This window comes from Spirosoma fluminis, assembly GCF_054778895.1.
In genome coordinates, this window is sequence record NZ_BAAGZD010000013.1 from 217,269 (window position 1) to 238,322 (window position 21,054).

Sequence of the window (21,054 nt, forward strand, 5' to 3'; positions counted from 1 at the left end):
AGTATGTCAGTCAGCAGGCAATCTCCTGTCGCCCGATACGCTATCGGCTGGGTGTCTCTACGATAAAATGCAATGGTAATGGCTTACCGCCTGTCGAGCGCCCGAATCTGATTCAGGTACTCCGTGGGCAGCAGGATTCGCTGGATGGCCGAGCGCAGCTTCAGCGCGTTCAGCAGTTTATACAAGCCAATGGAGTAGGATAGGACAGGCTTCCGGGGTAAGTCAAGCAGACGACTAACTTCCGTAGGGACCAGAACAGCCTGCGACTGCCGCAGTAAATCGTAGCGCCAGCCGCCAAGTTGCTCCCGGTACCGCTGAAACAGTTTGTCGGTGTAGGCACTCCTGACCAGGTCACGCTTGAGGTGCGCCTGTCGGTCCGTCTGCCAGTCGTCGAACGTAGTGGGTAAATCAGGTATACCCATGCCCGCACCCACCGCCCGGAACGTATCGAAAACTTCCTGACGCTCGACCGGGGTCAGCGGGCGATGCAGGGTTTCGTAGGCACGTTGCGAGTAATCAATCAACATGTACAGCACATCCCGGTAGGCCCAGTCGGGAATCTGGTAGCCGCGCTTCTGTTCAACCCCGCCGTGAATGGCGCTCATGCGGGCAATGGCCTGCCGGGCGCTGGCTTCGGAGGCAAACACGATTTCCTGGGCGTACCGTACCGTCGAAAACAAGCGTGCGATCGGGTCGGCGGGCAGCTTGCCCGTAAAGAACAGCCAGTCCACCGCTCGATTTAAGGCGAATTCAGCCGCTGAACCGGCAAAAATCAGCAGAATTACGTCGGCATCTCCCCAAATCTGGCGGACAATGGAATCGGGCCGGACAAAATAGGGTTTCAGGCGTTCACTCGTAGTCATCGGACGGGCGTAAGGTTATCTTCTTACGTAACAACGATAAACCGCAATAAATAACCCGTCGCTGACGAATTTTTTAGATGGCCAGCACCACAAATTCGACCCGCCGGTTTTTTCGTTTGTTTTCCTCGGAATCGTTCGGAGCCGCCGGTCGCTTATCGCCGTAGCCGTTGTAGCGCAAGCGATTTTCTGAAATACCGTTGCGGATCAGGTACGTAGTGATCACCTTCGCCCGGTTCTCGGACAGCAGCTGATTGAGCCGCCGGTCGCCAACGTTGTCGGTATGCCCCGCAATTTCGATAAGCAGTTTCGGAGTCGTTGCCAAGGTTTTGATCAGCTTGTTCAGCTGCGGGTACGACTCATTACGTAAGACGTAGCTGCTTTGGTCGAAATACACATTGTCGAGCCGAAAGGACTGGTTTACCTGTAGGTTCCGGAACACGCTGTCGGCTTTGGGATTTTCCTTTTCCAGCCGCACGGTGTATTCATAATCCGCGCAGGTATCGCAGGAAACGACCATGAGCTCTTCACTCTCGTAGTAGCCGCCCCGTTTCGTCACGACCGTCAGCGTATCGGTGCGGTTAAGGACGAACGTAAACGGCTTGTTCAGCAGACTCTTACCGGCAAACTTTTTGGCCGCCAGCTTCGCTTCAACGCTGAACTCGGCGGAGACCTCGGCCGAGGTCTGATCGTCAACCGCTTTGAGCGAAAACACCGTATGCTGCGTTTTCGCCAGCGGTTTTACGGTCTGGCCGTATACGGTAGGCAGATAAAGCAGTAAAAAGAAAAGAAAAAGCCTTGCGCGCATGGTTGAAAATGAATCGAATGGGTCAGGATGACCGCTGCAAAAAAAATGCCGGTTTCTGCTCCCGGCTGCTGGACGAGCGCCGTTCGTGCTGAACAAATGGAAAACTGGTTTAATACCAGGCGTAGCCGACGTTTGTTAGTTTTGCGCCCGGCTGAGGAGAATACGTACCAGTGGCCATAAGCAAGCGTTTTTTAAGACATTCGGGTTGAAGAACAGGCGATATGATGAAAATCCTGATTATTGAAGACGAGGTTAAAACCGTTCAGAGCATTAGACAGGGGCTGGAAGAACACCAGTGGGAGGTCGACGTAGCGTATGACGGAACGATGGGGTTTCAACTGGCTACCCGATCCTCGTACGGGTTGATAATATCCGATATCATTCTGCCCGGCATCCACGGCCTGGAACTTTGCCGGAAGCTCCGCGAAGCCGGGGTATCGACCCCGATTCTGCTGTTGACGGCCCTGGGTACCACCGACGACAAGATTGTAGGGCTCGACGCCGGGGCCGACGATTACCTGGCCAAGCCCTTCGAGTTCGGCGAACTGATGGCGCGGGTGCGGGCGCTGACGCGCCGGAACAGCAGCGTGACGCTTACTGCCAATCTGCTCAAAATAGCCGATCTGGAACTTGACCCGTACACGAAAAAGGTCGTGCGGGCGGGCAAGGAGATCTCGCTGACGGCTAAGGAGTTTCAGCTGCTCGAATATTTTCTGCGCCATCAGGGTCGGGTCATTTCCAAAGTTGAACTGGCCGAAAAGCTCTGGGATCTGACGTTCGATACCGGCACCAATATCATTGAAGTGTACATTAATTTTTTGCGTAAAAAAATCGACAAGGATTTCGAGCCCAAATTGCTGCACACCCAGATCGGCATGGGTTATGTCGTAAAATTGTTGTAATGATCAACATCCGTACCCGGCTCACCTACCAGTTTGCCCTGCTGGTCACCTTAATCTTGGTTCTGTTTTCGCTCGGGGTTTATTTCTTTAGTAAGCTGTACCTCGAAAAACGGTTTTTCAAGCGCCTGGAAGATCGTGCCGTTACCACGACAACGCTTTTGTTCGATCTGAAGCAGACGGACAGCACCGTGTTGCGATTGATTGACGCGGGCAATAAAGAGCCCCTGTTAAATGAGCATATTTCGGTCTACAACGAGAAACGTAAGGCGTTTCTGTTCTCGACCAATCCCGCCAACGCGCCTTTCCACCAGCAGTTTATTCCGCAGCTCGATCCGGCAGCGCAAACCCTGTACCTAACCCGAAGCGACTACCAGATTGTTGCGATTCAGTTGGCAAGAGGGAGCGGCAGTAACTGGGTCATCGTCAGCGGGATCGATCAGGTGGGGCATGATGCGCTCAGTGATCTGAAAAAGATTTTGATCGTGATGATTCTGGCGGCTATCCTGCTGCTCGGCGTTTCGGGCTGGCTGTTTGCGGATCAGGCCCTGGCACCCATGTCGGGGATTGTGCAGCAGGTAAACACGATTTTTCCGGCAAATGTGCAGAAGCGGGTGCAGCATCCGAACCGTTCCGACGAAATTGGTGTACTGGTCGCTACGTTCAACCAACTGCTCGACCGCATTGAACAGGCGCTGAACACCCAGAAAATGTTTATCGCCAACGTATCGCACGAGTTGAAGAACCCGCTGACCAAGATCAATTCGCAGATTGACGTCGCCCTCATTCAACCTCGTAACCCGGATGTATACGAGCGAACCCTGCGCTCGTTGCGGGAAGATACCCGGACGCTGACCCAGCTCACCAACACCCTGCTGGAACTGGCCAATACGTCTATTCAAACCAAAAATATGCCCTTTGAGCCCGTCAGAATGGATGAGTTGCTCTGGGAAACGAAAACCCAGTTGCAGGAATGGAACGAAACGTATCAGATCCGACTCACGTTCACCGATTTTCCCGACGATGAAGACGCTTTGATCACGCGGGGAAACCGGGCGGCATTGAAGGTCGTGCTCATGAACCTGATCGACAATGCCTGTAAATTTTCGCCCGCCCGAACGGCCACGGTAGACTTTCGGGCGAAAGAAAGAACGATCCATGTGGTTGTATTCAACGAAGGGAGCCAGATTCCCGAAGCGGATCTGCCCCACATTTTTCAGCCCTTCTTTCGGAGTAATGCCACGGCTCAGTCGAGCAAAGGGCACGGGGTTGGGCTTGCGGTGGTGGCGCAGGTGACTCAGCTGCACGGGGGCGACATAGCCGTTCAGTCCACCCCCGCAGGAACCACCTTTACGTTAACCTTGTCGAGCGAAAGCTCATTTTAAGCTAAATTTAAAGTCAGGTTAAGTCCCCCTTAAGTTCATTATCGTTGTTTTGCTGAACCACCACTTGTAAACGAAATGATAGAAGCCAATGTGACAACTAGTAAGCAGGGCATATTGAGCATGACAATCGGGGCGCTGGTGGGTATACTGGCCTTGTTGTCGTACCTGTTTATTGGCTCACGCAATGAAACCCTGGAAGTACAGAAGCTGCTAACGGCGAAAGTTGAGCAATTCGCAACGACCCAGGCGAAGCTCGATTCCATTTCGGGCGTGCTGGACGAGAAAATCGTTGAAGTACGCAAACTCGGCGGGAGCATTACGGAGCTGGAACGGATCAAGCGCCAGCTGGAGAACGACAAAAAGAAACTCAAATACGACCTTACTTTTTCCATTCAGCAGTACAACTTCAAAATCAGGGACTATACCAATTTCCTGACGCAGAGCGAAGCGGATATCCGCAAGCTCAGCGCCGAAAACGGTTCGCTGCTGAGCCGCGCCCGGGCGCTGGAAGCAGAGAAGAAAACAATTCTAACCGAGAACGAAGGGTTAAAGAACGAGCGGGCCGCCCTGGCCCAGGCCGTGGTCGACTACTCGCTGCAGAATGCTGACCTGAAAACAAAGGTGACGCTGGCTTCGGCCATGAAAGCGGTTAATGTGGAAGTTACCGCCCTGGCACCGAACGGCAAAGAACGACGCGGGGGCGCCTACAAAGCCGCGCGGATCGACCGGCTGAAGATCAATTTCATCATGCCCTCAAATCCGGTGGCGCTGAAAAACAACAAAGAGATTTACGTACGCATCCTCGACGCCAACGGGGCGGTGATCAGCGATACCGGCATTGGCGGGGTTCTGCTGATTGACGGACGCGAAATCGGGTACAGTACGCACCAGACGGTGCCTTTTGAAAATAATGACCAGCGGGTAGAAATCTTCTTCCGCCGGGATGCCCAGTACAAGCCGGGTCCTTATCTGGTTGAACTGTATGCCGAAGGCTTCCAGATTGGCGGGGGCAGCTTCGAGGTTAAATAAGCGGTTCGTTCCGTTCAGCCCATCCACTACTTATGCTAAGTTATAAAAACCTGAAGAGGGCGGTATGGCCTGTGAGTCAGGCTGTACTGACCGGATTCGTGGCCGGCATCCGGCTCACGATCCAGAAGTACCGGCGGTTTCCGGTTGCCTACACCGCCCTCGGCTATCTGTTTTTCACGATGGCGTTTTGTTACTACCCCGTTAATGGGCATTGGCTGACCGGTTTTGTGATGATGACCCTGCCGCTGGCCATGATTTTTGGACTGGCAGCCTGCGTGTATCTGTTTCATCAGCAGCAGCGCATGGTGGCCATGGCCGGGCTAACATGGGTGCTGTTTGCCGGTGTGGTGGTGAAACGGCTGGTGGGCAGACACGCGGGCGAACCTGACGTCAGTCAGGCACCCACGCTGAACGTACTTAGTTTCAATAGTGAAACCTTCCCGCTAAGCGCTCAGGTACCTTTCGACGCGGCCCAATTCAAAGCGGATATTGCCTGCTTCCAGGAATATTCCCCCAATCCGTCCCTCGAGAGCCGGTACAGAGCTAACGTTAAAAAGCTGACCTGCTTCGACCGAAACCGCGAAATTGGACTGGCGTTGCTGTCGAACTACCCCATTGTCAGGCAGTATGGCCGGATCTGGAACCGGCCGAATGCCCCGGATATCAACGGGTTTCTCTGCGCGGATATCGCTTTTGGGGCCGATACGATTCGGATCGTCAATCTGCATTTATGGTCGATGGGCGTGCGGACCAACCAGATGCTGGATGCGGTAAAGGCGGGTGAAATAAGCCAGTTTGCCGTCGGGCTGATCGATACGTTTCGTCGGTTGAAAGAAGGGTTTCGGTACCGTTCGGAACAGCTTCAGGAAGTGGAGTCGTACGTAGCGGGCAGCCGGTATCCAGTCATTATCTGCGGTGATTTTAACGAGACCCCCGTTGGGTATTCGTACGGAAAGCTGAGCCAGAATTTTAAAAATGCGTTCGAAGAAGCAGGGCAGGGGTTAGGGTTCACGTTGAACCGTCACCCGTACTGCGTCAGGATCGATCAGCAGTTTTTCAGCGCCGACTGGCACATCAAAACCTGCCAGACCTTGTCCGGCGTTTCGTTCTCCGATCACTTTCCGGTGGTGGCGCAGTACGTGTTGAAGAAGGCTTTGAGTGAGTCCCCGGAAACCCTGGCACAGAACAAACTACCCGCTCGGCTGACCATTCCGAACTAGCAGTCTGACAATGAGGCTGGAGAGTAAGGTTCTGTCTAGCACTTACTTAATGGAGGGGATCTGCTTCTGTGCCTTCACCTGCGCTGAATTCTGCGCAACCCGGTACTTTACGGCCCTGGCGATTAAGTCCAGCGGCATTGGCTGGTTGGTCGGAAACTGAACGGAGCCCTTTCCGCTTTTATAATGCGCCAGCTCTTCTTTAAACGCGTCTATACCCGTGGGAATGGAATAAAATCCGATATGGTGTTTGAAAGCCGCGAAGTGAACCAGATTACCGTTCAGGGTAAACGTGGGCATGGCGTAGCTGATGGTTTCGGCTGCGTCCGGCGCTGCGCTCCGAATCGTCGCCCGAATCTGCTGCAACAGCACCTGAATGTCGGGAGTGAAACCCGCAATGTATTCGTCGATGGTAGTAGGTTGTGTTGGTGTCATCTGGAAATGAGCTAGGTAAAGAAAGTACGTAGCGATATGCAGACGTATTGCTACGGCTGATGGGACTGTAAAGATACAGGTACACCGCTACGTAACGTATTGTGAATTTCGGCGACCGTATCGACGTAATGAATAAGGGCCTGAACGTCATCTTCCGGGCCGTCAGACTGAATCCTGACGGCATAGCTGATGCGCGAAGCGGGCTCACCCTCCTGACCAAACTCACCCGTCACCGTTACGTCCACCGACTCGATGGGCATGTTCCGTCGGGCGGCCTCGCGGTACACGTCATTGCAGAAACAGGTCGCCAGCGACAGAAACAGCAGTTCCCCGCCATTGATCGACGACCCGCGCCCGGCGGCTTTAGCCGGGATCATTACGCTCTTTGCGTTGCCATCCGTTTCGACTGTTACGTCGTTTTCTCCCAGTTTATTCCGAACTGTAGCGGTTATAATCATTCGCTTATCCGTTGCTATTGGTAAAAGCCGTGCCGAGTTGACTTTTACTTATGTAAGCTGCTGTTAATCAGTAATACTACGTACGGGTTGGCTTTGCTGGCCCTATCACCCATTAGCGAACTGCCGATGCCTGATCAAAAAAAATTTAGTTAAGCTGTGATTATACAGGCCTTCGGACGAATAATTGGTAACTACGCTGCTGATCGGTCATACCCCCGACTGGAAAGGCCGCAACAGGCAATTAGCGAACGAACCCTTGATCCGTATTCCCTTGGCTAAACAGGACCAGTTTCTTTCGGTCATAGATCTGAATAAGGGCATCATCTATAAAGTTGCCCAGGCCTACTGCAAAAACGCGGAAGATCGGAAAGATTTGATTCAGGAAATCATGGTGCAGTTGTGGCAATCGTTCGACCGCTATAACGAACAGTTCAGGTACTCAACCTGGATCTACCGGATTGCGCTGAACGTAGCGATATCCTTTTATAGGAAGGATACGCGCCGGAAGACGATTGCCGGGCCAATCCCACCCGGTGATCTGCTTGAGTTACAAACGGATGAATCCGGCGATACGGAAAGCGACATCAGCCTCTTGCAAAAATTCTTGGGCGAGCTTAAAGAGCTGGACAAGGCCTTGATGCTGCTGTATCTGGAGGGAAAAAGTTATCAGCAGATCGCCGAGATTCTGGGCCTTTCTCTGTCGAACGTAGCCACGAAACTAGGACGGATTAAGGAACAGCTAAAACGTAAATTCTCCGCTTTAAAATCACAATAGATATGGAAGACAACGACATACGCATGCTCTGGAAATCATATGACAAACGGCTGGAAGAAAGCCTGACACTAAACCGCCGGAATGCGGAGGCCATAACCCGTATGCAGGTTCGGTCGCTGATCGCATCAATGAAGCCCACCAAGATGCTGGCGGTATTGGTGGGTCTTGTCTGGGTTGCGATGGTGGATGGGTTGCTAATTGTACTCCCCGCCACGGCTAGCCCGTTTTTTCTGGTATCGGCTGGTATTCAGGTTTTGCTGACTAAACTGGCCATTGGTATCTACCTGTATCAACTGGTGCTGATTCATCAGGTCGACAGTCATCAGCCGGTTTTCGTTACCCAGGAAAAGATTGCCCGCCTGAAATCATCGACGATTTGGGTGGCCCGCTTTCTGTTGCTTCAGCTGCCGGTGTGGACTACGTTTTACTGGAGTGAACGCATGTTCAAAACCGGTACTCCATTCCTGCTGCTCATTCAGGCTCTGGTAACGGGTGGGTTTACGTACGTGGCCGTCTGGCTTTTCTATAACATCCGGTACGAAAACCGCCATAAAAAATGGTTCGGGTGGCTTTTCGGCGGAAACGAATGGAGCCCAATGATGAAGTCGATGGATCTGTTGAACCAGGTGAACGACTATAAACAAGAGATGCGGTAGATCACGTTAACCCGTAATTCCTTACTGCCTGCGTTCGTTATGTTGCTTCACCATAGGAAACGAACCGTTGACAATGAGTTGCCTGCAACGCTGCGCTGGGATTTTATGCGCCAAAATCGCCAAATTGGCCAACAAGCCGACCGATCTGATGTTTACTCTGTATGCAAGCCGCTACGATAACCTCACCTCGCAACAAAGTGGACTCGTATGAGTCACCGGACTTTTACTGTCTCGATGATCTGCTCACCGCCGAGCATAAACTCGTTCGGTCGGCCGTACGTGATTTTGTGAAGCGCGAGATCACGCCCATTGTAGAAGACTACGCCCAGCGGGCTGAGTTTCCCCGCCACCTTGTTCCTAAATTCGGTCAGATTGGCGTGTTTGGCGCTACTGTCCCGACGGAATACGGTGGGGGAGGTCTCGACCAGATTTCGTACGGGCTGATGACGCAGGAAATCGAGCGGGGCGATTCGGGCCTGCGTTCCTGCGTGTCGGTGCAGAGTTCGCTGGTGATGTATCCCATTCTGGCCTTCGGCACGGACGAGCAGAAGCGAAGGTATCTGCCCCGCCTGGCCAAAGGTGAACTCCTCGGCTGTTTTGGCCTGACCGAGCCAAACCACGGCTCGGACCCCGGCAGCATGGAAACCAACTTCATCGAACGAAGCGATTATTACCTGCTCAACGGTTCCAAGCTTTGGATTACCAACGCGCCGGTCGCCGACATCGCCATTGTGTGGGCCAAAAACGACCAGGGCAAAATTCGGGCCTTGATCGTTGAACGCGGTATGGAAGGATTTTCCACGCCTGAAATCACCAACAAATGGTCGCTGCGGGCCAGCGCCACGGGTGAGCTGGTGTTTCAGGATGTTCGGGTGCCCAAAGAAAACCTGCTGCCCGACGCCCTGGGACTGAAAAGTGCGTTGAAGTGCCTCGATCAGGCCCGGTACGGAATCAGCTGGGGGGCTTTGGGCGCGGCCATGGAATGTTACGAAGTGGCCCGGCGCTACGCCCTCGAACGTATCCAGTTCAACAAACCGATTGCCAGTTTTCAGCTGGTGCAAAAAAAGCTGGCCGAAATGCTGACCGACATTACGCAGGCGCAACTGCTTTGCTGGCGACTGGGGATGCTCAAGAACGAAGATAAAGCCACGAACGCGCAGATTTCGCTGGCCAAGCGGAACAATGTCGAGATGGCGTTACGTATCGCCCGCGAAGCTCGTCAGATTCTGGCCGGTATGGGCATCACCGGCGACTATCCCGTTATGCGTCACCTGATGAATCTTGAATCGGTGAGCACCTACGAAGGCACTCACGACATTCATCTGCTGATACTCGGCGCGGATATCACCGGCATCCCAGCCTATAAATAAAGCGGGCCGCCGGCGATCCTGCGCTTGGACCTGCTCAATTTCTGGCGGGGCGTAGGTGACTATGTCAATACCGACGCCGTTCGGATCCGTGAGGCAGAAGTGGCGGTCGCCCCACGGCGCATTACGTATTTCCAGAGCGATCGGAATGCCCGAATGCGATCATACGTCTGGTCTACTTCTTTCAAAGGCTGGTTGAAACAAGGGCTGTTGGGTTGGATGGTCAGGCAACAGAAAACTGAGTTCGGCCTGAGGGGCTGGCGTGTGAAGTAACTCATAAAACTCGTTCTCGAACGTAACGCCAAAGCCTAAAACGTCGCAGTAGCCCCCTTACTCCCGGCTAAGCGGATAATTCACACGTTAGCATGATGGTCGAATAACGGCTGGTCGCGGCCAAAACCCTGCCCTGACCACGCAGGTTTGTGAAGTCTCGGGTGCCGCTGCCCGGCACAATGGTTAGCTGTCCCGTGGCAGTTCCCTGCTCATACGTACCAACCCCCTGGACCACGAAACTGCCGGAACGATCACCGATCTGGCCAATGACGCGTTCGGTACTAACGAAGCTGCCCGAGCCGTCGCTACGGTACGTGATCAGGTATTCGGCCCAACTCTCGCCGTCAAGGTTGCCTTCGAGCCGACTACGTACCGATGCCCGGACAAGCGTTGGGGCTCCACTTAGTTCATCGTACGGAACCTCCTGCCAGCTTTCGGTGATACGTACTACGTGGATCAACTGGGCGGAAACCTGGGTGTGCATGACCTTGTTCGGTTAATGAAAACTATAACCGAAAGATCGACGCAGGCCGTGACAACCGTATGTCAGCAGGGAAGAGGAGAAATTCCCGAATCGGGGCTCTGGGTTAGGGCAGGACCGACGGCTCCAGCAAATAATGGTCGCGCAGCTCTTCGGTAAGGTTCTGGACCAGCCCGATCAGCATATCGGGCTGCTCAATGGTTACCGTTTTGCCGTACATGAGCAGCCACCGGGCCAGTCCCTGAATATAGGGCGTCAGAAAGTTCATGCGGACGTAATCGCCCGTTATCTCTTCGCTCTGAAACCCGTATAGAATCCGTTGCTGCTGTATATAGGGACATACTTTCTTCTCAAAAACAACCGTTACTGCGATCGACGGCATATCGTTCCCCATCCGGTCGAGATACTGTTGTAGCGTCAGGCGTTCGTGACGCGCAAATCGTTGGCCGGTGTTAAACAGTTCGCGAATGCGATCGACCCGAAAGTCGCGGTAATCCTGTCGGGTGTGGCAGAAGGCAATCAGGTGCCACGCCATGCCGTAGTGGTAAAGGCCAATGGGCTCAACATCGCGCTGGGTTTCGGCCTCACTATAGGCCGAATAGTAGTGAAGGCGCAGCACCTGATGCTGCCCGATGGCATGCTGAATATCTTTCAGCAGGCTGTTCGCGTACACCGGTTGCCCGGCCGGTGCCGATACATCCAGATTGGGAGCCAGATCGTCCAGATATTCCTGGTCCGTTCGTTTCAACACCGACTTTACTTTGAACAGAGCCGACTCAAATTCGCGCCGGACTGACTCGTCGGCCCATTTTTCGATGAGTTTCCCCCCCAGCAGCAACGCACTGGCTTCGGTGTTCGTAAACATGACCGGAGGCAGGTGGTAGTCGGTCAGGAAATAGCCGACGCCCGCTTCAGCACCAATTGGTACCCCGGCGGTTTCCAGCGACCGGACGTCGCGGTAGACCGTACGCAGGCTGATGCCAAACCGATCGGCAAGCTCCTGAGCCCGAACCACGCGTTTGGTTTGCAGGTGAATCAGAATGGCAGTCAGGCGATCAAGACGGTTCATGATAGGACGGGGACAATTTTAGGGCGAAAATAAACCGGATCGCTGAACAAGTCGGCCTGTTTTGGGGTAAAGTCTGTATACAATCCGAAAACCGCATGAATCTGGCTGACGCACCCGTTACCGACAATTCGCACAAACACCGCTTTGAGTTGAAAACCGGTGATAAACTCTCCGTGGTCGAGTACCAGCGCGTCGATGACGAAACGCTGGCTTTGACCCATACCGAAGTGGACCCGAGCCTTGAAGGCCAGGGCGTTGGGTCGCATCTGGTTAAGGGCGTACTGGAATACGCCGAACGGAACGCGTTGAAAATCGTCCCGCTTTGCCCGTTTGTATCCGTGTATCTCAAACGTCACCCCGACTGGAACCGGGTTGTGTCAACAGCCTATACCGTCGACGATTTTTAAACGTGGAGCGTCGCGCAGAAGCTAATCCAGCGGAGAACTATCGATACGTTCCCCGGATTCAGGGGGCGGTACGTCGCGTAACGTTGAGGTTTCGAACAGGGTGAATTGCATGCCCGCCGGGTCCTGCAGACGCTGCACCCGACTCCAGGGGGCCTGTGTTACGTCGGCCAGCTTTATGGCACCCGCCTGAACCAGTTCCTCACCCGCGCCGGCGATGGCGTCGCCAACTTTAAAGGCTAAGCGTACCGGACCCGCGATGCGTCGGCCCACTTCAATCGCGTCGATTGTGGCCGCATGTCGGCTATCAACTAATTCCAGCGAAGCCCGGCCGGCGTCCAGTATAATGCCCCCTCCGGTCGGTTCGTGCCATTCTTTTGACGTACTCAGTCCCAGGGCATCCCGATAAAAGGTCAGGACTTCATCCAGGTTCTCGACCGTCAGAATAATACGCAGCTCTGTTGTTTTCATGAGTGTAGGCGTTGATCGCTAAGGATAGTGGGGGCATTCCGTTCGTGAACATATTCCTTTTTGGAAAGGAATGAATCGTAAGCGTTTAGCCGCTGCATGCTTTTCCAGCAGCCTGAGCGTGTGTTCGAGCGACTGGGTATCGCCCCAGCTCTCGTGACCCGGCACCACGACTTTGGCCGTACCAAATTCCTTTATGACGCGCCGAACGGAATTGCCCCATTCGTTGAGGTTCGCATCGGCTACGTTTCCCATACCGAAAGCCGCTACGCTTTTTACAAAACAGCCCCCGTGTAGAATCTGCTGATTGGGCAGCCAGACAACAATGTTGTCACTGGTATGGCCTTCGCCCGGAAAATAACAACGAATAGGAACTTCACCAATGGTGAACGTAGTGTCGGCCGACAGGATACCGTCGGGGGCTTGGTAGCCTAATGTAACGGACTTCCGGGCGGTCAACGGCGTACTGACAACCCGTATGCCCGCTTTACGCAGTTCGCTGATGCCACCAACTCGATCTTCGTGGGCATGCGTGACAAGACAAAGCCGAACGGGCTGCCGCAGGCTGTCGGCAATCCATTGCAGCAATTGCCGGGTATTGTCGGTATTGCCATCGCTATCCCAGCCCGTATCGACCAGCACGACATCTTCCTTAGTCTTAATGATCAGTCCGTTCGAGGGAACTGCCGTTTGCTGATAGATGCCATACGTAACGTGCACCCACACCCGATCCGTAAGCGGGGTAACGGTCAGTTTAGGTTTAGAGGCAGTTTGAGCAGGAGCGACCCCATACCCCAAAAAACAGACAACGAAAGCAATCAGAATGCGCATGATAAAGAGATAGAAGGGCAACGATACGTCAGGTAATCAGGGACGTAGAGCACGTATGACGACCTGAAATCAGAGTAAAGCAAACGTTACTTCAAACACTATAGTCTTGTATACAACATGAACCATCATCGTATGAAGGAACGCAAACAGCAAGCCTTTGCTGACGGAAATCCACCATTTTTCCCGGAATACATTATAGAATATACGGGACGTGTACAGCCAGAATACAACAGCCAGTATACTACTCACGACGCTTTCGCTGGACTGCCAATGAACAAGCCTGAGAAATAAAATAAACAAAACCGGAAAAAGAAGATACAGGACGAGCAGGTAGAAACTATTGATTTCAGTGGCTAATATAAAATTGTCAAACACCCATCTTTTCTTGTAAAAGTAAAGCAGAAAAATAATAGGTACCGAAAGTGGAATCAGGAGGAATAGCAGCAGTTTGGATGTACTCTGCGATTTCTGATGGAATTTTTCGGTAAGCTGTTCTTCGGTTACAGCGTTGGTTTTTAGTTTGGTTTCGATCTGCTTTGTGATAAACGGCCCGGAGATGTCCAGTCGTTTATAGTACTTCATCTCCATATTCAAGCCGGAAAACAGCGGGAAAATAAGGTACACGACAACAATGAGCAGGTACAATGAAATAGGCTTATAGTATTTCAGACGGATACCGCTACTGTAGTCCGTTGCTAATCGGCCCGGATGAAAAAATATGGCTTTAAGCGTAGTAAAAACCTTTCCTTCGAAATGGGTTATAAAATGGAGTGGTTCTTCTAGCAGGTGCTTTAGTGATTTGTCTTTATCCGTATACTTTTTTTGCCCACAGTTGCAGCAAAACCGTCCTTCAAAATTGGTTCCGCAATTGGTACAGGTTGTCATTGTAGGAAGCCTCCGGTGACTTTATCGTACTAAACTAAACAATATATTGATAACCTAAACGGGTAGTCAACTGCAAAGTAGCCACTGAGGTGCCAGAAAGGCTAACTAGTCTGGTAAGCGAGCATTCTGCAGTACGTTGGTCAAACTCACTCGTTCTGTTAAAGCACGGTTTTTCTGGAACTGAGTTCTTTCTTTATATCCTTCAGACTGTTGGCGTTTATAAGTACGATGGGTAGCAGAGCGAACGGAATGATGATGAACGCGTCAAATCCCCGCTTGAGGGTGAACTCAATCCCGATAATCAGCAACACAAGCAGCGCGCCGATGAGTACACCTACCAATATTTTTATCGACCTCTCTAGCTGAAGCAGGGCGTCGTTACTGATGTCCTGCAAGTTGGCGCTCTTCATCTGGTTCGTTTGGCTTGTCGCCATTGGCTGGCTGTACAATTTCCGTATCTTCTCAACTCCAAGGTCAATTTGCCATACCAAACTCGAAAATCCAAACCTGACGTATCAAAAGAAGGTCTTTATCACCCTTAATTTAGCTTTCAACGATGATGAAGGAGCCGACAGACGTAACCATCAGCGTTTTATGGGATTCAACGGCCGCCATTCGTGGGTTGGGCCGGTATTAGGGTTAACCGTTGGGTTATTTGTCCCCAGAATGTTTCCCTGCTGATTGATCTGATAGTGTTGTTACATAGTAGGCAGTTCGACCGGGCAGGGCAAAGGAAAAGAAGTGACCCTGCCCGATCTGAAAGGAAGGTTTTATACGAGTTGAGGAAGAGGTTACAGGAGTTGCCGGGAAAAGGAGAGTCGGCAGATCGGCCAGACCAGTCGAATCATCCGCTCACGAACAAGAGGGCCTGGAGCAAACAAAATACGACATTCGATTTAAATTCAATTTGTTACGTAGCTGTATTCAGCTAAGGGCCAGGCAAGAAGGCCACCGTCAGGCATCTTGTCAGAAAAAGAGAGATTGTTGAAATTGCCGCAACGTTTTTCTCATATTTATGCGTTATGTAAAAAAAGATGTAGATACATCATTTATGGAAATTGGCATCACCACCTTCGTAGAGAACACGCCTGATCTGGCTACGGGTAAACTGCTTAGCCCACACCAGCGGATGATGAATCTGATGGAAGAGATTGAACTGGCCGATCAGCTCGGTCTGGATGTTTTTTCGATCGGCGAACACCACCGACCTGATTTTATCGTCTCATCGCCGGCGGTTGTTTTAGCGGCCGCAGCGGTCAAAACGAAACAGATTCGACTGTCCAGCGCCGTAACCGTGTTAAGCTCCGACGACCCGGTTCGGGTGTTCCAGGATTTTGCCCATGTCGATCTGCTGTCGAAAGGCCGGGCCGAGATCATGGCGGGCCGGGGTTCGTTCATTGAGTCGTTTCCGCTGTTTGGCAATGACCTGGAGGACTATAATTCCCTGTTTGCCGAGAAGCTGGACTTATTGACCAAGTTAAATAAAAGTGAAAAAATAACCTGGCAGGGCCATCACCGGCCTTCTATCGATAACCGGGGTGTTTATCCAAGGCCGTATCAGCCGGAACTGCCCATCTGGGTAGCCGTAGGGGGAACGCCGGAGTCGGTCGTTCGGGCCGCCAGTTATGGGCTGCCTATGGCGCTGGCCATTATTGGCGGTATGCCCGAGCGGTTTGTTCCGTTCACTAACCTTTATAAAGACAGTTGGGTTAAAGCGGGCCATGATCCCGCCAGGCTTCAGTTGGGTATCAACTCGCACGGCTATATTGCTGACAATTCGCAGCGGGCGGCCGATGAGTTTTACGGCCCGTATGCCTACGTAATGAGCCAGATTGGCCGGGAGCGGGGCTGGTCGGCGATGTCCCGAGGTCAATACGATCTCATGCGTTCGCCGGAAGGATCATTACTGGTCGGAAGCCCCCAGCAGGTTATCGAGAAGATTCTCTGGGAGTATGAATTATTCGGGAATACCCGCTTTCTGTTCCACATCAGTGTGGGTACGTTACCCCATGCGAACGTACTGCACGCTATCGAACTGCTGGGTACCGTGGTTGCTCCGGCCGTTAAAAAGGCCGTTGGAAGTGTTGCCCAGGTTGGGGAGTAGCTGGCGTCAGCAGTGGTCCTCAAAAAGCAGGCGGCCATAAGGCCGCCTGCTGCATTATTGATTCAGGTGTATTCAATACGTGACTAGTCGTTTTCGTCGCTTGTGCCCGCTGTCGCCAGCAGTTCCCGGTACGTAGGGTTTGGTAGTCCGGCTACGTCGCCAATAACGATGACGGCAGGATTGCCTAGACCCGCTGCTTCGGCCTGCTCCACGATCGCTGATACCCGCCCAAGCACAACGCGTTCGTCGGCGGTGGTTCCGTTCTGGATGATGGCCGCAGGCGTATCAGCTTTCCCGACCTGGGCAAACAGGGCCGTTATTTCGGGCAGTTTGTGCATACCCATCAGGATCACGACGGTGGCGGATGATTGAGCGGCCAGATGCAGGTCCTTCGACAGTTGCCCCGATTTGGTCGTCCCCGTCACCACCCAGAAGCTTTCTGAAACACCCCGCGAGGTGAGCGGAATCCCCGCCGAAGCGGGCACGGCATAGCTGCTCGATATGCCCGGAATGACGCTTGTTTCAACGCCCTGCTGCTGGGCGTATTCCAGTTCTTCGTAGCCGCGACCAAACACAAACGAGTCGCCCCCTTTGAGCCGAACCACATGACCGTACTGCTGGGCATAGTGCACAATGAGCGGATTGATGTCTTCCTGCATACAGGAATAGGCACCCCGGCGTTTTCCTACGTATACTTTCAGAGCCTCGGGACGGCAATAATCCAGCAGCTCGGGAGCAACCAGCGCATCGTACATCACGACGTCGGCCTGTTGCAAAGCCCGAATTCCTTTAACGGTTATCAGGTCCGGATCTCCGGGACCGGCCCCTACGAGCGTAAGTTTCATTCGTTAATGAGAGAAAGAAAAGGAACGAGGGAAACGTCAGGTGATAAATCGCTCGTTCCTTTTTGCTATTAGCTATCCTGCGCCTGTGTTAACTCGTGCAGATGAGGAACCCCTTCCAGTTCGATCTGCAAATTCCGGTACGCCTGAATGGCCCCTAAAAATGCTTCCGCCTGTGCGTTGAAGTCACGGGCAAAGGCTTCCGAAGGTTCCTGCTTGTTGATGCTGAACACCAGCGTCCTGAACTCGCCTTCAGTCTGGTGAAAGTTCGACTCACCAGCGAACGTCTTATCGAAGTCGCTCACAATGCCGTGCTGGGTATTGGTTGGTACGTCGCGGCTCATCAGTCCGGCTTTCGCGCCCGTAATGAACACGTTGTACGAATGGTAGAGCGCGTCGGCCCACCGACCTTCGGCTAACGCTTCCTGCGCCCACCCTAATTTCTCGCTTGCCTCGGTCAGGGTGGTAGCGACCAGGTCGATCAGGACACTGGCACATTCCCCAATCCCTACCTCGGTTACGTATTGTTCGGTATGGTCCCAGTCGATGTAGTCACTATCCTGCAGGGTTTTCAGATCGGCCAGGGGCTTCAGCAACTGGTAAAAATAATTTTTACCCTGCCGTGCGTAATAGTCGCTATAGTATTCCCCGTCGAAGGCGTTCGTCTCGAAATCGCGTAAGAGAAACCGCAGCGACTCCGGACCGCGTTTCGACGGGATCTTGATGACTTTATCGGCAATCAGACCTTCGCCCTTGCCGTTGAAACCACCGCCCAGCAGAACCTGTAGGGCCGGTAAAACGTACGCGCCATTCTTCAGCGACGAACCGTGGTAGCCAATGTTTGCTACGGAATGCTGGCCGCAGCCGTTCATGCACCCCGAAATTTTGATCTTGATGTCGTCGTTGAACACCAGATCCGGAAATTCGTCCCGCATCATGGTTTCCAGCGCCCGCGTAATGCCGTAGCTGCTCGAAATGGCGAGGTTACAGGTATCCGTACCGGGGCAGGTGGTGATGTCGGCCGTCGTGTCGAAGCCGGGTTCCGCCAGCCCCAGGCTGTCGAGTGCTTCGAATACAGCGGGTAAATTCTCAGGCCGGATGAACCGCAGGAGATACCCCTGGTTGACCGTTACCCGAATGTCGTCGGCTGCGTACTGCTTCACGATCTGGGCCAGTGCGCGAGCGGTATCCGAGTGCATATCGCCCAGTAACACCCGAAGCTGAACGGCGTACCAACCCGCCTGCTTCTGCTCAAACACGTTTGTTTTTAGCCAGGCCTGATACTTTGGCAGAGCTTCAATCGCAGTTTGGTCCGTTAAGTGAGCGACGAAATCGGTGGTCAGCGCGGCCGGATCGACTTCGCCAGTAGGGGTGGATACCCTAAACTGCTGAACGCGCAGGGCTGGCCGCTCTTCGTCGACCCGCCGGAGCAGTTCTTCCAAACCAATGTCGTTCAGGAGGTACTTCATGCGGGCTTTGTGGCGTTTCACCCGTTCCCCGTAGCGGTCGAATACCCGGATGACGCCTTCAATAAACGGAACAACCTGATCTTCTTCCAGAAACTCGAACGCCGTCTGGGCCGGAAATGGCTGAGCACCCAGACCACCGCCCAGCATGACCTTAAAGCCTCGCTTGCCATCCTGAATGCGTGCGACCAGCCCGACATCATGCATGTAGCCGTAGGCCGAGTCTTTTTCGCTGGAGGATAACGATATTTTAAACTTACGTCCCATATCCTGGCAGATTGGGTTGCGCAGGAAGTAATCAAAAATGGCGTAGGCGTAGGGCGTAATGTCGAACGGCTCCTCGGGGTCGATACCCGCCCGGGCTGATCCCGTTACGTTCCGAACCGTGTTGCCACAGGCTTCTTTGATCGTGATGCCGGCGTCCTCCAGGGCGGCCCAGAGTTGGGGCGAGTCGGCCAGTTTCACGAAGTGGAGCTGAATATCCTGCCGGGTCGTGGCGTGCAGATTGCCGGTTGCGTAGGTATCGGACAGGTCGGCAATGCGAATGAGTTGATCAGCCGTGATGCGGCCGTGGGGCAGTTTAATCCGAACCATTTGAACGCCGGGTTGCCGCTGACCGTAAACACCACGGGTGAGCCGATACTTGCGAAAGGCTTCCTCGGGAATGTCGCCGGAGCGAAAAGAGCTAATCTTGCGTTCTAAATCCAGAATGTCGCGACGGGCCGCTTCATTTACTCGGTCTGTGAGTTGGATAGACATAAAGTATATAGTCTATAGAAATAATCAACTAATTCATTAAAACGAAACGCCGGTTCATTCCGGCGTTGGGTATCGTTTCTTTGTACAAGTATAAAGGGTTTCGCCCTTTGTAAAGTTCGGCGGAAGCCCAACTTCTGGTTATGGTCGATAGCGATTCGTTATACAACCTCGGGGTTCCCCCGGATAACAAGCGATCAGAACAGGTTGTTCCGTTCGCCAGCGGCCTGCCAGTCCAGATCCATCTCCTGAAAACGCTGAGCTACCCGGCTCAGAAACGTCTCGTCGAGCATAGTTGGTACGTCCTCTGGGGCGGTCAGGTCCAGTTCACTAACCTTATAGGTCTGCTCATACGGACCGGCTTCGATTTTGACGATATATTTGCCGTTCCAGGCGTAGAGACCGATTCGGAACTGAGGGTGGGGGATATCCTGAACAAAACGCATGGGACAAGTGACTTATTAGTAACTGGAACGAATGAGAAATGAGTTGAGGTTGTATACGACAAAGGTACGGATTACGCAGATGCGGTTGCGAATCGTTGTCATTCCGCTGCTATGGCTGGGTTGCTTTCATTTCCTGATTGGCTGTGGGGATAAGACGGCGGATGAAGCGGCTCAGTTTTTTCTGCGTGGTAACGTTCAACTGCAGAAACGGGAGTACCGGGAGGCCATCCGGTATTACTCGGAGGCCATCGAGAAAAAAGCGGATTTTGCCGACGCTTATAATAATCGGGGGTTAGCCAAATTTCGGAACGACGATCGGGAGGGGGCGCTGGCGGATTACACCAAAGCACTTGACCTTGACCCCGACTTCGCAACGGCCTCTTTCAATCGGGCGGAAGTCCGGTTAGAAACGGGCGATGCTGCCGGAAGCTTAGCCGATCTTCAGCGAATCGAAAAAACGTACCGGGATTCCACGTTTTATCAAACCCGGCTGGGCGATACGTATGTTCGGCTCAACAACCCGCTGCAGGCCCAGACTGCGTATGATCGGGCCTTGCAGCTTAACCCCAACAACGTCGAAGCGCTCACCAACCGCGGTGCCCTTTATTTCAGCCAGAAAGCATACGATCAGGCGGAACAGGACATCCGAAAAGCGTTGCAACTGAACCCGAACCAGGACGCGGCTCTGAACAACCAGAGTCTGCTGCTGGCCCGTACGGAAAAATACGCCGAGGCTCTATCGTTCGTTGACCAGGCTTTGGCCGCGCAGCCCGGTCAGCCGTACTACCTGAACAATAAAGCGTATCTGCTGTTGATGCTCAGGCGCCCGGCCGAAGCTCTGCCCCTGGTTGAGGAGTCGTTACGTCGCGATGGGCGGAACGCCTGGGCGCATCGAACCCTGGGCTTTTACTTTCTGGACCAGAAACAACCGGCAAAGGCACTGGCCGAATTTCGGACGGCCGAAAAGTTGGATGCTTCCGTCGATGCGCTCTATTATTATATAGGTAGGGCCGAAATCCAGACCGGGAATAAGACGGCCGCCTGCGAGGCCTGGCAACGGGGTGAATCGGCGGGGGATGCTCAGGCGGCTCAGGCCCGAAAGACGCAGTGTCCGTAAAGAGCAATACACCCGTTTATGCA

24 protein-coding genes and 1 pseudogene are annotated in these 21,054 nt (G+C 53.2%); 11 read left to right on the forward strand and 14 right to left on the reverse strand.

The window, feature by feature from the left end; all coding sequences use genetic code 11:
• Positions 1-83: 83 nt before the first annotated feature.
• Positions 84-863 (reverse strand): oxygenase MpaB family protein, encoded by a 780-nt coding sequence (locus tag ACYVBJ_RS16820; RefSeq protein ID WP_460983466.1) that lies wholly within the window; start codon positions 861-863, stop codon positions 84-86.
• A gap of 73 nt (positions 864-936) precedes the next feature.
• Complete coding sequence (locus tag ACYVBJ_RS16825) at positions 937-1,668, reverse strand: OmpA family protein (RefSeq protein WP_460983467.1); 732 nt, start codon at positions 1,666-1,668, stop codon at positions 937-939.
• Positions 1,669-1,892: 224 nt separating this feature from the next.
• Here ACYVBJ_RS16825 and ACYVBJ_RS16830 point away from each other — a divergent pair, with 224 nt between their 5' ends.
• The 4 genes from ACYVBJ_RS16830 to ACYVBJ_RS16845 all read left to right on the forward strand — a co-directional run bounded on the left by ACYVBJ_RS16830 (position 1,893) and on the right by ACYVBJ_RS16845 (position 6,201).
• Positions 1,893-2,570 carry a response regulator gene (locus ACYVBJ_RS16830; RefSeq protein WP_460983540.1) on the forward strand — a complete coding sequence of 226 codons (678 nt, stop codon included), beginning with the start codon at positions 1,893-1,895 and terminating at the stop codon, positions 2,568-2,570.
• Positions 2,570-3,952: a sensor histidine kinase gene (locus tag ACYVBJ_RS16835; protein WP_460983468.1), complete on the forward strand. Its 1,383-nt coding sequence runs from the start codon at positions 2,570-2,572 to the stop codon at positions 3,950-3,952. The genes ACYVBJ_RS16830 and ACYVBJ_RS16835 overlap by 1 nt, the downstream gene beginning before the upstream one ends.
• 75 nt (positions 3,953-4,027) lie before the next feature.
• Positions 4,028-4,981: a hypothetical protein gene (locus ACYVBJ_RS16840; RefSeq protein ID WP_460983469.1), complete on the forward strand. Its 954-nt coding sequence runs from the start codon at positions 4,028-4,030 to the stop codon at positions 4,979-4,981.
• A 32-nt stretch (positions 4,982-5,013) separates the two neighbouring features.
• Complete coding sequence (locus ACYVBJ_RS16845) at positions 5,014-6,201, forward strand: endonuclease/exonuclease/phosphatase family protein (protein WP_460983470.1); 1,188 nt, start codon at positions 5,014-5,016, stop codon at positions 6,199-6,201.
• Positions 6,202-6,243: 42 nt separating this feature from the next.
• Here the strand turns inward: ACYVBJ_RS16845 and ACYVBJ_RS16850 are convergent, their stop codons facing one another.
• Together ACYVBJ_RS16850 and ACYVBJ_RS16855 are read right to left on the reverse strand one after the other, a co-directional pair.
• On the reverse strand, positions 6,244-6,633 hold the full coding sequence (locus ACYVBJ_RS16850; protein ID WP_460983471.1) for an iron chaperone: 390 nt from the start codon (positions 6,631-6,633) through the stop codon (positions 6,244-6,246).
• A 50-nt stretch (positions 6,634-6,683) separates the two neighbouring features.
• The gene (locus ACYVBJ_RS16855; RefSeq protein ID WP_460983472.1) at positions 6,684-7,091 is read right to left on the reverse strand and encodes an OsmC family protein; all 408 of its coding nucleotides are present in this window, start codon (positions 7,089-7,091) and stop codon (positions 6,684-6,686) included.
• A gap of 184 nt (positions 7,092-7,275) precedes the next feature.
• Between ACYVBJ_RS16855 and ACYVBJ_RS16860 the strand changes: the two genes are divergently transcribed.
• The 4 genes from ACYVBJ_RS16860 (at position 7,276) to ACYVBJ_RS16875 (ending at position 10,162) form a co-directional block, all read left to right on the forward strand.
• The gene (locus tag ACYVBJ_RS16860) at positions 7,276-7,866 is read left to right on the forward strand and encodes an RNA polymerase sigma factor (RefSeq protein WP_460983473.1); all 591 of its coding nucleotides are present in this window, start codon (positions 7,276-7,278) and stop codon (positions 7,864-7,866) included.
• A gap of 2 nt (positions 7,867-7,868) precedes the next feature.
• A complete protein-coding gene (locus ACYVBJ_RS16865) occupies positions 7,869-8,522 on the forward strand; it encodes a hypothetical protein (RefSeq protein WP_460983474.1) in 654 nt (217 codons plus the stop codon).
• A gap of 161 nt (positions 8,523-8,683) precedes the next feature.
• On the forward strand, positions 8,684-9,892 hold the full coding sequence (locus ACYVBJ_RS16870) for an acyl-CoA dehydrogenase family protein (protein WP_460983475.1): 1,209 nt from the start codon (positions 8,684-8,686) through the stop codon (positions 9,890-9,892).
• A gap of 24 nt (positions 9,893-9,916) precedes the next feature.
• On the forward strand, positions 9,917-10,162 hold the full coding sequence (locus tag ACYVBJ_RS16875; protein ID WP_460983476.1) for a hypothetical protein: 246 nt from the start codon (positions 9,917-9,919) through the stop codon (positions 10,160-10,162).
• 67 nt (positions 10,163-10,229) lie between these two features.
• Here the strand turns inward: ACYVBJ_RS16875 and ACYVBJ_RS16880 are convergent, their stop codons facing one another.
• Together ACYVBJ_RS16880 and ACYVBJ_RS16885 are read right to left on the reverse strand one after the other, a co-directional pair.
• Positions 10,230-10,646, reverse strand: coding sequence for a DUF3224 domain-containing protein (locus ACYVBJ_RS16880; RefSeq protein ID WP_460983477.1), 417 nt, complete (start codon positions 10,644-10,646; stop codon positions 10,230-10,232).
• Between the two features lie 103 nt (positions 10,647-10,749).
• Complete coding sequence (locus ACYVBJ_RS16885; RefSeq protein ID WP_460983478.1) at positions 10,750-11,712, reverse strand: helix-turn-helix transcriptional regulator; 963 nt, start codon at positions 11,710-11,712, stop codon at positions 10,750-10,752.
• A 95-nt stretch (positions 11,713-11,807) separates the two neighbouring features.
• Between ACYVBJ_RS16885 and ACYVBJ_RS16890 the strand changes: the two genes are divergently transcribed.
• Entirely contained in the window at positions 11,808-12,119 is a 312-nt protein-coding gene (locus tag ACYVBJ_RS16890) for a GNAT family N-acetyltransferase (RefSeq protein WP_460983479.1), read from the forward strand.
• Between the two features lie 21 nt (positions 12,120-12,140).
• Here the strand turns inward: ACYVBJ_RS16890 and ACYVBJ_RS16895 are convergent, their stop codons facing one another.
• From ACYVBJ_RS16895 to ACYVBJ_RS16915, 5 genes and pseudogenes are all read right to left on the reverse strand, one after another.
• Positions 12,141-12,587, reverse strand: coding sequence for a VOC family protein (locus ACYVBJ_RS16895; RefSeq protein WP_460983480.1), 447 nt, complete (start codon positions 12,585-12,587; stop codon positions 12,141-12,143).
• An 18-nt stretch (positions 12,588-12,605) separates the two neighbouring features.
• Positions 12,606-13,415, reverse strand: a complete 810-nt coding sequence (bla, locus tag ACYVBJ_RS16900; RefSeq protein ID WP_460983481.1) for a subclass B1 metallo-beta-lactamase — start codon at positions 13,413-13,415, stop codon at positions 12,606-12,608.
• 69 nt (positions 13,416-13,484) lie between these two features.
• On the reverse strand, positions 13,485-13,997 hold the full coding sequence (locus tag ACYVBJ_RS16905; RefSeq protein ID WP_460983543.1) for a hypothetical protein: 513 nt from the start codon (positions 13,995-13,997) through the stop codon (positions 13,485-13,487).
• Positions 13,998-14,045: 48 nt separating this feature from the next.
• Positions 14,046-14,300 (reverse strand): annotated as a pseudogene (locus tag ACYVBJ_RS16910) (DUF3667 domain-containing protein); the annotation flags it as partial.
• Between the two features lie 158 nt (positions 14,301-14,458).
• Positions 14,459-14,734 carry a redox-active disulfide protein 2 gene (locus tag ACYVBJ_RS16915; RefSeq protein ID WP_460983482.1) on the reverse strand — a complete coding sequence of 92 codons (276 nt, stop codon included), beginning with the start codon at positions 14,732-14,734 and terminating at the stop codon, positions 14,459-14,461.
• 617 nt (positions 14,735-15,351) lie between these two features.
• On the opposite strand from ACYVBJ_RS16915, the gene ACYVBJ_RS16920 reads away from it, so the two are divergent.
• Positions 15,352-16,404: an LLM class flavin-dependent oxidoreductase gene (locus tag ACYVBJ_RS16920; RefSeq protein ID WP_460983541.1), complete on the forward strand. Its 1,053-nt coding sequence runs from the start codon at positions 15,352-15,354 to the stop codon at positions 16,402-16,404.
• Positions 16,405-16,487: 83 nt separating this feature from the next.
• On the opposite strand, the gene cobA is transcribed toward ACYVBJ_RS16920, so the two are convergent.
• From cobA to ACYVBJ_RS16935, 3 genes are all read right to left on the reverse strand, one after another.
• Positions 16,488-17,249 (reverse strand): uroporphyrinogen-III C-methyltransferase, encoded by a 762-nt coding sequence (gene cobA, locus ACYVBJ_RS16925; RefSeq protein ID WP_460983483.1) that lies wholly within the window; start codon positions 17,247-17,249, stop codon positions 16,488-16,490.
• Between the two features lie 68 nt (positions 17,250-17,317).
• A complete protein-coding gene (locus ACYVBJ_RS16930) occupies positions 17,318-19,471 on the reverse strand; it encodes a nitrite reductase (RefSeq protein WP_460983484.1) in 2,154 nt (717 codons plus the stop codon).
• 194 nt (positions 19,472-19,665) lie between these two features.
• Entirely contained in the window at positions 19,666-19,914 is a 249-nt protein-coding gene (locus ACYVBJ_RS16935; RefSeq protein ID WP_460983485.1) for a hypothetical protein, read from the reverse strand.
• Positions 19,915-19,993: 79 nt separating this feature from the next.
• Here ACYVBJ_RS16935 and ACYVBJ_RS16940 point away from each other — a divergent pair, with 79 nt between their 5' ends.
• A complete protein-coding gene (locus ACYVBJ_RS16940) occupies positions 19,994-21,031 on the forward strand; it encodes a tetratricopeptide repeat protein (RefSeq protein WP_460983542.1) in 1,038 nt (345 codons plus the stop codon).
• The last annotated feature ends 23 nt before the right edge of the window (positions 21,032-21,054 follow it).

Excerpts from the sequence above, each read along its gene's own strand:
- ACYVBJ_RS16820 (WP_460983466.1), bottom strand. The coding sequence starts at position 863 with ATGACTACGAGTGAACGCCTGAAACCCTATTTTGTCCGGCCCGATTCC.
- ACYVBJ_RS16825 (WP_460983467.1), bottom strand. The coding sequence starts at position 1,668 with ATGCGCGCAAGGCTTTTTCTTTTCTTTTTACTGCTTTATCTGCCTACC.
- ACYVBJ_RS16830 (WP_460983540.1), top strand. The coding sequence starts at position 1,893 with ATGAAAATCCTGATTATTGAAGACGAGGTTAAAACCGTTCAGAGCATT.
- ACYVBJ_RS16835 (WP_460983468.1), top strand. The coding sequence starts at position 2,570 with ATGATCAACATCCGTACCCGGCTCACCTACCAGTTTGCCCTGCTGGTC.
- ACYVBJ_RS16840 (WP_460983469.1), top strand. The coding sequence starts at position 4,028 with ATGATAGAAGCCAATGTGACAACTAGTAAGCAGGGCATATTGAGCATG.
- ACYVBJ_RS16845 (WP_460983470.1), top strand. The coding sequence starts at position 5,014 with ATGCTAAGTTATAAAAACCTGAAGAGGGCGGTATGGCCTGTGAGTCAG.
- ACYVBJ_RS16850 (WP_460983471.1), bottom strand. The coding sequence starts at position 6,633 with ATGACACCAACACAACCTACTACCATCGACGAATACATTGCGGGTTTC.
- ACYVBJ_RS16855 (WP_460983472.1), bottom strand. The coding sequence starts at position 7,091 with ATGATTATAACCGCTACAGTTCGGAATAAACTGGGAGAAAACGACGTA.
- ACYVBJ_RS16865 (WP_460983474.1), top strand. The coding sequence starts at position 7,869 with ATGGAAGACAACGACATACGCATGCTCTGGAAATCATATGACAAACGG.
- ACYVBJ_RS16870 (WP_460983475.1), top strand. The coding sequence starts at position 8,684 with ATGCAAGCCGCTACGATAACCTCACCTCGCAACAAAGTGGACTCGTAT.
- ACYVBJ_RS16880 (WP_460983477.1), bottom strand. The coding sequence starts at position 10,646 with ATGCACACCCAGGTTTCCGCCCAGTTGATCCACGTAGTACGTATCACC.
- ACYVBJ_RS16885 (WP_460983478.1), bottom strand. The coding sequence starts at position 11,712 with ATGAACCGTCTTGATCGCCTGACTGCCATTCTGATTCACCTGCAAACC.
- ACYVBJ_RS16890 (WP_460983479.1), top strand. The coding sequence starts at position 11,808 with ATGAATCTGGCTGACGCACCCGTTACCGACAATTCGCACAAACACCGC.
- ACYVBJ_RS16895 (WP_460983480.1), bottom strand. The coding sequence starts at position 12,587 with ATGAAAACAACAGAGCTGCGTATTATTCTGACGGTCGAGAACCTGGAT.
- bla (WP_460983481.1), bottom strand. The coding sequence starts at position 13,415 with ATGCGCATTCTGATTGCTTTCGTTGTCTGTTTTTTGGGGTATGGGGTC.
- ACYVBJ_RS16905 (WP_460983543.1), bottom strand. The coding sequence starts at position 13,997 with ATGAAGTACTATAAACGACTGGACATCTCCGGGCCGTTTATCACAAAG.
- ACYVBJ_RS16915 (WP_460983482.1), bottom strand. The coding sequence starts at position 14,734 with ATGGCGACAAGCCAAACGAACCAGATGAAGAGCGCCAACTTGCAGGAC.
- ACYVBJ_RS16920 (WP_460983541.1), top strand. The coding sequence starts at position 15,352 with ATGGAAATTGGCATCACCACCTTCGTAGAGAACACGCCTGATCTGGCT.
- cobA (WP_460983483.1), bottom strand. The coding sequence starts at position 17,249 with ATGAAACTTACGCTCGTAGGGGCCGGTCCCGGAGATCCGGACCTGATA.
- ACYVBJ_RS16930 (WP_460983484.1), bottom strand. The coding sequence starts at position 19,471 with ATGTCTATCCAACTCACAGACCGAGTAAATGAAGCGGCCCGTCGCGAC.
- ACYVBJ_RS16935 (WP_460983485.1), bottom strand. The coding sequence starts at position 19,914 with ATGCGTTTTGTTCAGGATATCCCCCACCCTCAGTTCCGAATCGGTCTC.
- ACYVBJ_RS16940 (WP_460983542.1), top strand. The coding sequence starts at position 19,994 with ATGCGGTTGCGAATCGTTGTCATTCCGCTGCTATGGCTGGGTTGCTTT.